Consider the following 12,863-nt stretch of genomic DNA (forward strand, 5'->3'; position numbering starts at 1 on the left):
TCCTAAATGATTGACAAAATCAGCTATAGTCCGATGAATGTGCTCAGTTCCGTTCAGCCGAAAGACAACTCCGGCGAAGGTGCCGCGGACTTAAGTAAAAAGTTTGGCGATTTTTTGAATAACGCCATCACGAATTTAAATGTTCAGCAACAGCAAGTGGATCAACTCAATACAAGCTTCATCAAAGGTGAACTCTCTGATGTACATCAATTGACCATTGCTTCTGAGAAAGCGTCCCTGGGGCTGGAACTGACTGTACAAGTCAGGAACAAGGTTCTGGAAGCTTATCAAGAAATGATGAGAATGCAGCTATAGTTTCTAGAGATGCTGCTAAATTTGGTTCAATGAGGTGACAGAGTGAACGAGAACCTGCTCCAGTACTGGGAAAAGGTGAAGCAATACTGGAATCGTTATAATCGAACGACCAAAATAACATTTATCGCAACCGTGCTGCTCCTGATCCTGACCGCAGCGATCATTAGTATTAATTTATCCAAGACGGATTATTCGCTCGCCTATACCGACTTACAACCGAGCGATGCCGCTTCGATTAAATCTTACCTGGATACAGCCAAAATTCCGTACAAGCTGAGCGCAGACGGAAAGAGCATCGAAGTGCCGACCAGCGAGGTCGCCAACGTCAAATTAGCAGTCGAATCCCAAGGATTGAATAAAAACGGTTCGCTCGGATTCGGAGCTTTTGACAGCGGAAGCTCGTTTGGTATTACCGATAACGAATTTAAAGTGAAATATTTAAACGCCATTCAGGGCGAACTTCAACAACTCATTAATGCTAACCAAGCAATCTCTAGTTCAAAAGTATTGATTAACCTGCCGGAAGAGGGACCTTTCCTTCAACAGCAGGAAGAGAAAGCATCGGCTTCCGTCGTGCTGCAAGTCAAGCCAGGCTACAAGCTCGATCAAGCCAAAATTGATACGGTCTACAATCTCGTTTCCCACAGCGTGAAAAATTTACCGTTGGAAAACATTACGATTTCTGACCAATACGGTCAAAGTTTGGTTTCTTCTCAACTTGCGGCGGGCAACACGTCGTCCTCTTTTGCGACGAGCCAAACAGAGATTAACAACCAGTTCCGAAGCGATTTGCAAAAGAACATTTCCGCAATGCTCAGTCGGATGTTCGGGCCTGATAAAGTCAGCGTCAGCGTGTTTACGACGATGAACTTCGATCAGAAAAAAACGAAAGAGCAGCTTGTACGCGCACCGAATCAGGTGGACCAGAAGGGTCTGGAAATTTCTTTGCAGGAAGCCAGTGAATCATACCAGAATAAAGGGGCGGACTCAGGCGGTGTGCCTGGAACAGGGGAGACGGATGTGCCGGGGTATCCGGGATCTTCGACTTCCGGGAATTCCAACTCCGAGAAAACAAGTAAAACGGTTAACTACGAAGTGGACCGCATTACGAACGATATTATTGCGACGCCTTATGTTGTAAAAGATTTGAGCATTAATGTCGGCATCGAGCCGCCTGTCAGCGACGATCCGAATTCATTGACGGCTGAAACGAAGACTGCGATTCAAAACGCTTTGGTCAATATTGTCAGGACGGCACTCGCGGATAACAAGGTCACTTATACAGACGATGAATTGCAGAAAAAAGTTACAGTTTTTGCACATTCTTTTGCTAGAACGAATGACAGCGGGGCTTCTAATACATCCAGTTACTTATTGTACGGCGGTCTTGCTCTGGCAGCATTGGCGATCGGTGGCATTGCAGGCTACGCGATCCGCAGACGCAGAAAAGCGAATCAAGCGAAGCTGGAAGAAGATCTCAGCATTTCGGCGAACAAAGCGGAGCTTCCAACAATTGACATTGAAAATGTAACAAATGACAATCAAGTGCGTAAGCAGCTCGAAACACTTGCGAAAAAACGTCCGGAAGATTTCGTCAATCTGCTGCGTACTTGGTTAGTAGATGAATAGAGGTGCGCCTGCATGGCCAGAGCTACAATGAACGGGTTAACCGGACGACAAAAGGCAGCCATTCTTTTGATCAGTTTAGGCCCTGAAGTGTCAGCACAAATTTTTAAGCACTTGCGTGAAGAGGAAATCGAGCAGCTAACGCTGGAAATCGCGAATGTCCGCAAAGTGGATTCGCTGGAGAAAGATGCGATTTTGCAGGAATTCCATCAGATATGTCTGGCACAGGAATTTATTTCGCAGGGCGGTATTGCTTACGCCAAAGATATTCTGGAAAAAGCACTCGGTTCCCAAAAAGCGCTCGATATTATTAATCGCTTGACAGCAACGCTGCAAGTGAGACCGTTCGATTTTGCACGTAAAGCCGATCCTGCGCAGATTCTGAACTTTATCCAAAACGAGAACTCACAGACGATTGCACTCGTTCTCTCTTATTTGCAAGCGGAACAAGCTTCCATCATTTTGTCTTCGCTCCCGCAAGATAAACAGGCGGATGTGGCGAAGCGGATTGCGTTGATGGACAGCACGTCTCCGGAAGTTATTTCGCAGGTGGAACGCGTTCTGGAGCAGAAGTTGTCTTCCACGGTTACACAGGATTACACGAATGCCGGCGGTATTACGTCGATCGTTCAAATTTTGAACGGGGTCGACCGCGGTACGGAACGTACCATTTTAGACTCTCTCGAGATTCAAGATCCAGAGCTTGCAGAAGAGATCAAGAAACGAATGTTTGTCTTTGAAGACATCGTTAATATCGATAATCGTTCCATTCAGCGGATTATTCGCGACATCGAGAATGCCGACTTGCAGCTTGCGCTCAAAGTGGCTAGCGAAGAAGTGCGCGATGTCCTCTTCAAGAATATGTCCAAACGGATGGCGGAGACATTCAAGGAAGAAATGGAATTTATGGGGCCTGTCCGCTTACGGGATGTTGAAGAAGCACAGACTCGGATCGTGGCCACGATTCGTCGCTTAGAGGAATCGGGTGAAATCATCATCGCACGCGGCGGAGGAGACGATATTATTGTCTAATGTCATTAAATCATTCGCATACTTCCCTGTTGATGAGACAAAAGTTGTAGAAACCGCGGCGGTCTTCAAGCACTTGACGGAAAATCTGACGCCGGAAGATCCATGGACACCGGAAATGCATCAAGAAATTTCGGATGCGACGACACTCAAAAATCAAATTCTCGAAGATGCGGAAGCTTTCGCCAATGAACAAATTCAGCAGGCGATGCAGGAATGCGCAGCCCTTCGGGAGCAGACCCAGGAAGAGATGTCCAAATGGTGGGACACTCGTAGAACGGAAGACGCAGCCATTACGGATGCAGCCAGGGAAGCTGGGTTTGCGGAAGGTTATCAGACCGGCATGGTTCAGGCAGAAACGTCGGTGAAGCAGGCTTATGCCGATATGCTGGCTGAAGCGAGTTCGATTCTGGAGCAGTCCTATCAGTTGAAACAGCAGATTATTCAAGAATCCGAGCCATTTCTGATTGAACTTAGCACATCGATCGCTGAAAAAATCGTTGGCCGTCAGCTTTCGCTTGAGCCTGCTTGGGTCATTGAGCTCATTCAGAGCGTGCTTATGCGCAGACGGGAGAAAGGCATTATTACATTGTGCGTATCGCCATCCCAATTTGCGTACATTCAAGACGCAAGAGAAGAACTCCTGACTTCGATTGACTCACAGGCGGAATTGGAGATCATTCCGGATTCAACAGTACAAGATCACGGATGCGTGATTCGTTCTTCCTTCGGAAGCATCGATGCTCGCATCGATACGCAGCTGAAAGAAATCAAAACGGCATTACAGCAGCTTGCTACGCAAAGTGAGGAGGCATAGGGATGACAATTCCACTGCCGAAGGCTGCTAAATATAAAGAGCATTTACAAACCCTCGACCCGATCCGGGTTAACGGCAAGGTGACACAGGTTATCGGTCTTACCGTTGAATCGGAGGGACCGGACGTTAGTATCGGTGATTTGTGCTATATCTATCCACATAAATCGACGAAACCGCTCAAAGCTGAAGTCGTCGGTTTTCGCAGCAACAAAGTGGTGCTGATGCCGCTTGGCGATCTAGATGCCATCGGGCCTGGCTGTGATGTTGTCGGGACAGGCAAGCCGCTGACCGTACAAGTCGGTCATGAGCTCCTTGGCAAAGTGCTCGACGGGTTGGGCCAGCCGCTCGACGGTTCGTTTCTTCCTTCGCGGATGGCGCAGTATTCTACGAATAATGCACCGGGCAACCCCTTGACGCGACCGCGCGTCTTACATCCGATCTCCGTTGGCGTCCGTGCCATTGACGGTTTGCTGACGATTGGCAAAGGGCAGCGGATCGGTATTTTTGCCGGGTCCGGCGTCGGGAAAAGCACCTTGATGGGTATGATCGCCAGAAATACGTCGGCTGACGTGAACGTAATTGCGCTCATCGGGGAGCGGGGACGCGAGGTCCTTGATTTTATCGAACGGGATCTGGGTCCGGAAGGACTAGCTCGATCCGTCGTCATCGTGGCAACTTCCGACCAGCCGGCGCTTGTCCGGATTAAAGGCGCGATGATCGCTACGAGCATCGCCGAATATTTCCGTGACCGCGGCCTCAACGTGATGATGATGATGGATTCGGTTACACGTTTTGCCATGGCGCAGCGGGAAGTCGGACTTGCCGTTGGCGAACCGCCAGCGACACGCGGTTACACACCGTCTGTCTTCGCGATGCTGCCAAGGCTGCTTGAACGGTCGGGAACGGGGCCCAAGGGCTCGATCACGGCTTTTTATACCGTGCTTGTCGATGGGGATGACATGAATGAACCGATTGCGGATGCCGTTCGAGGCATTTTGGACGGTCACATCGTGCTCAACCGTGTCATCGCGAACCGCGGGCATTATCCGGCCATCGATGTTCTCGCCAGCGTCAGCCGGGTGATGAAGGAAATTGTGCCTTCTGAGCATATGGAAGCAGCCGATCAATTGAAGAGGCTTCTCTCTATCTACAAAAGTTCGGAAGATCTGATCAATATCGGGGCGTACCAAAAGGGATCCAATCCCAATATTGACGAAGCGATGGATCATATCGAAAGTATTTGGTCCTATACGAAGCAAAAAACATCAGAAAAACTAACCTACGAGCAGGCTCAAGAACGTTTACTTCACGAATTTTATAAGGGATGAGGGTTCTAGATGAGTTTTCGCTATTCTTTTCAGCAAATTGTTGATTTGAAAAATAACGAACGCACGCAAGCGGAGTGGGTGCTTTCCGAAGCGATGGGTCAGCTCAGGAACGAGGAGACGGATCTGCACGGGCTTTTCGAGCGAAAAGAACGGTTGCACCAGGAAATGGTTAAAGCTTCCATGCAGTCCGTGTCCATTTCAAGTATGCTGACGATGCAAAGCTACTTGAATCATGTAGACAAACAAATTGAACGCAAACATCAGGATGTTCAGCAAGCGCGCGTTGTCGTGACGCAGAAGCAAGCGCATCTTTCGGAAAAGATGATGGACGAAAAAGTGTGGACTAAGGCAAGAGAAAAGGCATACGATCACTTTCAAGCGATGATGGCCAAAAAAGAGCAGGATGCGCTCGACGAGATGGCGACCAATCGTTACAAGCGGGCATCGTTTTAAAGGTTAAAGGAGGGAAAAGGAGATGGCTGATACAGGCGTTGAGGGCGCATCGTATAGTGCAATGGAGCGGTTTCTCATATGGTTTGTCATCCCTTTTGTGTTTACGGCTGTTTTGCTCTTCGTACTGCTCTCGATTTTTGATTACGACATCAAGAGCAACGTTCAAAGAGCGCTGCACAATACACCGGTTATCGGCATGATCGTTCCGGCTCCAAAGGAAACGGCAACTGTAACGGAAACGGGCAAAGCGCAGACGCCGGAAGAAAGCTTGAAGCAAAAAGAAGACGATGTTGCAAAGCTCACCGCTAAGGTGAACGATTTGCAAGCGGCTTTGCAAAAAGCGCAAGCGGATGCCGCGGCGAAGGATTCTTCGCTTAAAGAAGCGGAAGCGAAAGCTGCCGATCTTGAGGAAAAGTTGAAGGATAAGACACAAACTGACGAGGAATATGCGAATCAAATTACGCAGCTGGCCAATATGTACGCGAAAATGACGCCAAGCAAGGCGGCGCCGATTATCGAAGCGTTGACCCCTAAAGAAATGGTGCTCATCTTCTCGATGATGAAGGCGGACAGCCGCGGAGCGATTATGGAGAAAATGGACGCGTCCAAGGCTGCAGTTGCCTCTATTGGTCTCAAAGACGTTACACCGCTGCGGGATAAAGAAATCGCCGCACTGCAAGAACGCTTGGCTACGAACGGTTCGAAAGTGGATACGACAGCGTCAACAACGGTCAGTTCTTCGGACCTTGGTCAGACGTTTGCGAACATGGTGCCGAAAAGCGCAGCTTCTGTGTTGATTGAGATGTACAAGTCGAGTCCAACGAAAGTGCTTGCCATTTTGAGCGGCATGGATAATGCTTCCCGTTCGAAAGTGATGTCGGCGTTAACGGATGCCGATAAAGAAACAGCCGCTGCAATTACCACAAAGTTGGCTCCATAATGCTTGGATTTGAAAGGAGGTGAATACATAAATGGATATGCCAATGATGATTGTTCCCGGTGCTGGTCAACCTTCGGCTAACGGCGGAAGTGCGGCTAAAGGCACGGCGAAAGGAACAGCGTCCAAAGACGCCTTTGCGCAAATTTTAGGCGGGGCGCAAGGAGGGACTGCGACCGACGGCACGAATGCTTCGAATACTTCGGACATTCAATTGTCGATGTCGATGCTTCTGCAAATGCTGCAAAGTATTATTTCCCCGGTACAGGGCAGCACAATTCCGGTTAATGCAGAAGATGCATCGAATAAAGAGCAGCAGCTTCCTGAACTGCTTGTGGAAGCGATGAACAGCAACCCTGCTTTCGCTCAAACGCTGATGCAGAATCCGAAGGTCAAAACGTGGTTTGAACAAGCCGAAGATTTGCTCAGTGTGCTTGGCAATACCCCGCAAGAAGTTTTCGCTGCGCTTCCTTTCAACTTGACGCAAAGTTCCGCGAATGTGGACAGCCTAAAAGCACAAAACACCTTGCTGACGCTATCCACCATGATGCAGCAAAATCCGCAAAATCCGATTCTTCAGCACTTGAATCAAGAGCTGACGGCTGCGATTCAACCGATCTTGCCGGAAATTATGGCGGCGCTTAAGCCAGTAACGGATCCTGCCAACCCAGTCCCGCTTGCGAACGAGGCAGAGGCGACAGCCGTACCTGCCGCTAAGGAAACGGACAAGAAAAGCGTGCTTCCGGCCGGCAAAGGTCTGCATCCGAAGCATCTCGGCAGCAACCGCAGCGGGGACACAGCAGCATCTGCTGCGGCTAGTATCGTCGCTTCCCAGACAGGGGTACAGAAGTCTGAGCCTTTTGCACTTCGCCACTTACCGCTTGCAGGTACGTCGGCAGAGCAAGCTGCAAGCACGGAGACCTCGTTGCCACTTGTTGATTTTCCACTAGATGACCAGCCAGTTGTCAGTCCAACGCTGACCGTGGGTGAACTTCAAAAGCAGCTGCAAGCGCCTGTAAGCGTAGATAAAGCGCAATTACCTGTGATTAACGCAGCGAACTTTACGGAAGAGATGGCGTCTCATGTGCTGAAAAACATGAAGATTACGATGACAGACGGCTTCTCCGAGGCCAAGCTGAGCTTGTTCCCTAAAAACCTGGGGCATATTGATGTGAAAATTTCCATGCACGACGGACAAGTCATTGCACAATTTGCCGCAGATACGTTGGCAGGCAAGCAAATGCTCGAAAGCCAGCTGCCACAATTGCGACAAGCGCTTCAGACGCAAGGCCTTCAGGTTGAGAAAATTGAAGTTACGCAAAGCCCGAACATGTCTTCGAGTATGTTCCAGGATCAGCGTCAACCGCAATCCTTCCAACAGTCCCAGCAGCAGAATAAGCACAAATCCGAAGGTTATGAAACGGATTCTGTGGAGTTTAACCCAGAAATGGAGCAGGTGGCGGAAGTTCGTACGCAGTTGCAGGGCAACTCTTTTAATGCTACGGCCTAGCTCTTCTATCGCGCACTTCAGTTGGAGGTGAAAGGATGGCTACAAGTCCGATTGGCAACGTTACAGATTTAATTAACGCAGGCCAGACTACGAAAACGAAAGATAAAGACAATAATACACTTGGTAAAGATGACTTTCTGAAAATTCTCATTACCCAGTTGCAAAATCAAGATCCCACACAGCCTTTGCAAGATAAAGAATTTATTGCGCAAATGGCCCAATTTACATCGGTTGAGCAGCTCACGAATATGGCGAGCGAGATGAAGCTTATGCGGCAATCGCTTGGTTTCGTTTCCGGATTGATCGGCAAATCGATTACTTGGACCGATATAGATTCCTCTGGTGCTTCTGTTGAAACGTCCGGTATCGTAGATTCCATTACATTTAAAGACGGCAACCAATATGCGAACGTCGGCGGTAAAGAAGTATCGCTTGACAAAGTTTCGAAGATTGAAGATGCCGGAGAGGCACAATGACCGAACGGGTCTCGATCGGCCAGCTTTATCCGAATGCAGGCACGATTCCTGCATCACCGAGACGAATTGCCAATCAGCCTCAAGCTGGCGTACCTCGCAATTCAGGCTTTGAGCAGCTGCTTCAAAAGCAGATTCTGCACTTTAGCCATCACGCTGAAGTCCGATTGCGCGAACGCGGCATCCAGCTGAAGCCAGAGCAACTGGAAAAGCTGAACACGGCCATTGATAAAGCGGCTTCGAAAGGAGCCAAAGATGCTTTGATGATTATGGCCGGCAACGGCTACATCGTCAACGTCCCCAACCGCACTGTAGTTACTGCGCTTGATGAAAATGCCATGAACGAACATGTGTTTACCCAGATTGACAGTGCCATGATTATTTCGTAATACACAGGCTCGACCGAGCAGGAAGCCTGGAGCTGTGGAACGATGGAAGCAGCTCGCCCCAAACTTAACGATCCATATAGGAGGCCAATTCATGTTAAGATCTCTCTATTCCGGTGTTTCCGGTATGCGCGGCTTTCAAACGAAGTTAGACGTGATTGGGAACAACATCGCGAACGTGAACACGATCGGTTTTAAAGGTGGCCGCGTGATGTTTAAAGATATTTTGAGTCAGACGGTTTCCGGCGTCAGTGCGGCGGATGAAAACCGCGGCGGTGTCAATGCGCAGCAAGTCGGCCTTGGAGTAAGCTTGGCTGCTATCGACACTGTACATACAGCAGGGAGCGCGATGACGACGAACGTCACTACGGACCTGCGAATTAACGGCGACGGCTTCTTCGCTGTCGGAACGACCGACCAAGTCGATGCTCCTTATTTGACGCGTGCCGGCAACTTTACGCTGGATGCGAACCGCAATCTGGTCAATGCCGAAGGTTTGCATGTGATGGGCGCTGACGGTGCGGGACCGATCGTCGTTCCGGATGACATCGTCGCCTTTTCGATCTCCCAGAACGGCTCGATTATCGGCGTTAATGCCGACGGTGAGACTGTCGACACAGGACAAAAGGTCGGCGTCGTGAAAGTCGTCAATCCGTCCGGTCTTGAGAAGCTCGGCGGCAATCTTTATCAAATGACTGCGAATGCGAATCCCGACGGGGAGTTTGAAGTAACGTCCGCGGGAGATCCTGAGACGGGAACAGGCACGATTATTTCCGGCCAACTGGAAATGTCGAACGTTGATTTGACCGGTGAATTCACAGAAATGATCATCGCGCAGCGTGGTTTCCAAGCAAATTCCCGTATTATTACAACATCCGACGAAGTCTTGCAGGAAGTCGTCAACTTGAAACGCTAATCGTTAAGTAACTAGGGGAGCTTACGCTCCCCACACCTTAATTCAGGAGGAGAAAGATGATTTCTCTTACTCGTTTAAACGGTAGACCCATTATACTAAACGCCATACTCATCGAGCTGATCGAAGAAACGCCCGATACGATGATCACGTTGACGACAGGCAAGAAAATCACAGTTCTCGAGAAGGCAGAGGTTGTGGTAAGCTTAGTTCGGACCTACATGCAAGAAATTGGCTCCGTTCGGGCGGTAATCAAGTCTAAGGAAACGGAGGAGTCGTAGGTGTTTAAGAATAAAATCTTTGTGCTTATTGTGTCGATTCTGATTGCTATTACGCTTATTTTGACGGCTGCCTTTGTTCTCTGGAACTTCATGGAGAAAGGCAGTAAATCCTCGGATCCAGCGGTGCAAGCGCAAGAATCTGTCGCGAATGTCAAGCCGACCAAAGCACCTTCGGCTGAAACCGTCAAAGCGAACACGTCTATCGTGAAAGATGTGCTGACCAACCTTTCCGGCAGCCAAAATTTCATCAAAATCAGTTTTGCTTTTGAAATGGAAAACTCGAAAGCCAAGTCCGAATTTGATAGCTTGCTGGACTCGGCGGTGAAAGGCATTATCGTGCAGACGCTTGGCGATCTGACCATGGATCAAATTGAAGGCAGCAAAGGCTCCGACAACTTGATTGCGACTTTGATGAACAAGCTGAATAAGCAACTGCATGAAGGCAAGATCAAACAAATTTGGATAACCGACAAAGTACTTCAGTAACTCAATCTAAATTTTGCTTAAGGAGGTGACTCGAATGGTTGATGTATTATCGCAGAATGAAATCGATGCCTTGCTCGCTGCGTTATCCTCCGGGGAGATGGATGCCGATGAACTGAAGAAAGAGGAGACAACAAAGAAGGTAAGGGCGTATGACTTTAAGCGCGCAGTCCGCTTTTCTAAAGACCATATTCGAAGCTTGACCCGGATTCATGAAAACTTTGCGAGATACTTAACAACGTATTTTTCGGCACAGCTGCGTACGTTCGTACAAATCAGCGTTGTCCAGGTCGAACAGCTGCCCTACGACGAATTTATTCGATCGATCCCGAAAATGACCATTTTGAACATCTTTGAAGCGGAACCTTTAGAGGGGCGAATGGTGCTGGAGGTTCATCCCAATGTAGCGTTCGCGATGCTCGACCGTTTGCTCGGCGGGGCAGGTACGACGCCTACGAAAATTAACGCATTGACGGAAATTGAAACGATTGTCATGGAACGCATTTTCAGCAGAGCTTTCGACAGTTTGCAGGAAGCATGGAAAACCGTCATCGATATTCAGCCAAGACTCGAGGCACTGGAAACGAATCCGCAGTTTATGCAGATTGTTTCCCCGAATGAAACGATAGCGCTCATCTCGTTAAGTACCAAAATCGGCGATACGACAGGGATGATCAACCTCTGTATCCCGCACGTCGTCATCGAGCCAATCATGCCTCGCCTTTCTGTGCATCACTGGTTTGTGTCGCAGAAGAAGACGAGAGCTCCTGAGGAAGTGGAAGCACTTCAATCCCGCTTGGAAAAAACCAAGCTACCTCTCATTGCAGAATTGGGCACATCGGAAATTTCGATTCGAGATTTCTTGGGTTTAACCGCCGGCGATGTGATTCCGCTGCAAAAATCCGTCGAAGATCCGCTTCAAGTCAAAATCGGCGAGAAGCTGAAATATCTCGGAAGCCCTGGTACCGTAAAAGGGAAGATGGCTGTACAAATCACAGAAATCGTGAATGAAGGTGAAGAAGAAAATGATGAATAACAGAGATTATTTGTCACAGGAAGAGATCGATGCTTTATTGAGACAATCTTCGGAAGAAAGTTCAGCCTCTTCTTTGCATGGGCCTCCAAAAGTTGAAGACTTTTTATCACCGCTTGAGCAGGATGCGCTTGGCGAAATTGGAAACATTACATTTGGCAGCGCTGCAACCGCACTATCGACCTTGCTTGGTAAAAAAGTCGATATTACGACACCAAAAGTTTCTGTGATCGGCAAAGAAGAGCTGGAGGAGCAGTTTCCTAAACCGCACGTTGCGGTTCACGTAAACTATGTCGACGGTTTCGACGGCATTAACTTGCTCGTAATTAAGACGCGCGATGCGCAAGTCATTGCCGACCTGATGATGGGTGGTGACGGCACGGGCGGCGATGAGAACTTATCTGAAATTCACATCAGCGCGGTGCAGGAAGCCATGAATCAGATGATGGGATCGTCGGCAACTTCGATGTCTACCATCTTTAATCGGTTTGTCAATATCTCTCCTCCTGGAATCGACATATTAAATTTGTCGAAAGGAGAAGGAAAACTGCCTGATGAGGACGTATTTATTAAAATATCGTTCCGACTCACGATTGGCGACCTGATTGATTCCAATATCATGCAATTGCTGCCGGTTCCATTCGCGAAAGAAATGGTATCAATCCTTATGGGTGGTGATTCCGATGCTGCTATGGAAGCGGCACCTGCTGCACAAGCGCCTGCTCCAGTAGCGCCTCCCGTGCAAGAGGCTCCTAAGTCACAACCTGCTGCGCCTGCTTACGAGCAGCCGATGTACCAACAGCCGCCTGCTGCTTACGAACAGCCCATGTATCAGCAACCGCCAATGGGGATGCCGATGTATCCGCCTCAACAGCCGCCGCCGATGTACCCGCCGCAGCAACCGATGTATCAGCAGCCTCCGGCTGCGTATGGCGGCATGCCTAATCGCAATGTGAATGTTCAGCCGGTGCAATTCGGCAACTTGCAGTCGGGGTCTATGACACATGCGGACGATACGAACCTGAACCTGCTGTTGGATATACCGCTCAAGGTAACGGTAGAACTCGGGAGAACGCATAAAGTGATCAAAGACATTTTAGAACTGTCGCAAGGTTCTATTATTGAATTGGACAAGCTTGCAGGTGAGCCCGTGGATATTTTGATCAATAATAAACTGATTGCTAAAGGCGAGGTTGTCGTCATCGACGAGAACTTTGGCGTTCGTGTAACGGACATTGTCAATCAATGGGAACGAATTCAAAAGCTACAATAACTTAAG

The 12,863-nt window shown here is 48.9% G+C and carries 15 protein-coding genes; all 15 read left to right on the forward strand.

Translation table 11 applies throughout. The features are described 5' to 3' along the window. The first annotated feature begins 6 nt into the window (after nt 1–6). The 15 genes from fliE to fliY all read left to right on the forward strand — a co-directional run bounded on the left by fliE (nt 7) and on the right by fliY (nt 12,857). Entirely contained in the window at nt 7–315 is a 309-nt protein-coding gene (gene fliE / locus ABE504_RS32400; RefSeq protein ID WP_430096795.1) for a flagellar hook-basal body complex protein FliE, read from the forward strand. A gap of 42 nt (nt 316–357) precedes the next feature. Continuing rightward, on the forward strand, nt 358–1,944 hold the full coding sequence (gene fliF / locus ABE504_RS32405) for a flagellar basal-body MS-ring/collar protein FliF (RefSeq protein WP_430096797.1): 1,587 nt from the start codon (nt 358–360) through the stop codon (nt 1,942–1,944). A gap of 12 nt (nt 1,945–1,956) precedes the next feature. Beyond that, entirely contained in the window at nt 1,957–2,973 is a 1,017-nt protein-coding gene (fliG, locus tag ABE504_RS32410; RefSeq protein WP_126144975.1) for a flagellar motor switch protein FliG, read from the forward strand. Continuing rightward, nucleotides 2,966–3,787, forward strand: a complete 822-nt coding sequence (locus ABE504_RS32415) for a FliH/SctL family protein (protein ID WP_430096799.1) — start codon at nt 2,966–2,968, stop codon at nt 3,785–3,787. Before fliG ends, ABE504_RS32415 begins: the two co-directional genes overlap by 8 nt. Nucleotides 3,788–3,789: 2 nt before the next feature. Beyond that, complete coding sequence (gene fliI, locus ABE504_RS32420) at nt 3,790–5,115, forward strand: flagellar protein export ATPase FliI (RefSeq protein ID WP_430096801.1); 1,326 nt, start codon at nt 3,790–3,792, stop codon at nt 5,113–5,115. A gap of 9 nt (nt 5,116–5,124) precedes the next feature. Next, on the forward strand, nt 5,125–5,568 hold the full coding sequence (gene fliJ / locus ABE504_RS32425; RefSeq protein WP_430096803.1) for a flagellar export protein FliJ: 444 nt from the start codon (nt 5,125–5,127) through the stop codon (nt 5,566–5,568). Between the two features lie 22 nt (nt 5,569–5,590). After that, complete coding sequence (locus ABE504_RS32430; RefSeq protein WP_430096805.1) at nt 5,591–6,508, forward strand: MotE family protein; 918 nt, start codon at nt 5,591–5,593, stop codon at nt 6,506–6,508. Nucleotides 6,509–6,539: 31 nt separating this feature from the next. Next, nucleotides 6,540–8,015 carry a flagellar hook-length control protein FliK gene (locus ABE504_RS32435; RefSeq protein ID WP_430096807.1) on the forward strand — a complete coding sequence of 492 codons (1,476 nt, stop codon included), beginning with the start codon at nt 6,540–6,542 and terminating at the stop codon, nt 8,013–8,015. Between the two features lie 35 nt (nt 8,016–8,050). Further along, nucleotides 8,051–8,491, forward strand: coding sequence for a flagellar hook capping FlgD N-terminal domain-containing protein (locus ABE504_RS32440; protein WP_430096809.1), 441 nt, complete (start codon nt 8,051–8,053; stop codon nt 8,489–8,491). After that, on the forward strand, nt 8,488–8,877 hold the full coding sequence (locus ABE504_RS32445) for a TIGR02530 family flagellar biosynthesis protein (RefSeq protein ID WP_430096811.1): 390 nt from the start codon (nt 8,488–8,490) through the stop codon (nt 8,875–8,877). Before ABE504_RS32440 ends, ABE504_RS32445 begins: the two co-directional genes overlap by 4 nt. A gap of 91 nt (nt 8,878–8,968) precedes the next feature. Next, nucleotides 8,969–9,790 (forward strand): flagellar basal body rod protein FlgG, encoded by an 822-nt coding sequence (flgG, locus tag ABE504_RS32450; protein ID WP_430096812.1) that lies wholly within the window; start codon nt 8,969–8,971, stop codon nt 9,788–9,790. A 56-nt stretch (nt 9,791–9,846) separates the two neighbouring features. Next, on the forward strand, nt 9,847–10,068 hold the full coding sequence (locus ABE504_RS32455; RefSeq protein WP_126144984.1) for a flagellar FlbD family protein: 222 nt from the start codon (nt 9,847–9,849) through the stop codon (nt 10,066–10,068). Continuing rightward, complete coding sequence (locus tag ABE504_RS32460; RefSeq protein ID WP_430096814.1) at nt 10,069–10,554, forward strand: flagellar basal body-associated FliL family protein; 486 nt, start codon at nt 10,069–10,071, stop codon at nt 10,552–10,554. It begins immediately after the preceding gene. Between the two features lie 34 nt (nt 10,555–10,588). Next, nucleotides 10,589–11,587: a flagellar motor switch protein FliM gene (gene fliM, locus ABE504_RS32465; RefSeq protein WP_430096816.1), complete on the forward strand. Its 999-nt coding sequence runs from the start codon at nt 10,589–10,591 to the stop codon at nt 11,585–11,587. Further along, nucleotides 11,580–12,857, forward strand: coding sequence for a flagellar motor switch phosphatase FliY (fliY, locus tag ABE504_RS32470; protein ID WP_430096896.1), 1,278 nt, complete (start codon nt 11,580–11,582; stop codon nt 12,855–12,857). Before fliM ends, fliY begins: the two co-directional genes overlap by 8 nt. The last annotated feature ends 6 nt before the right edge of the window (nt 12,858–12,863 follow it).

Source organism: Paenibacillus oryzisoli (assembly GCF_050467285.1).
GTDB lineage: Bacteria > Bacillota > Bacilli > Paenibacillales > NBRC-103111 > Paenibacillus_E > Paenibacillus_E oryzisoli_A.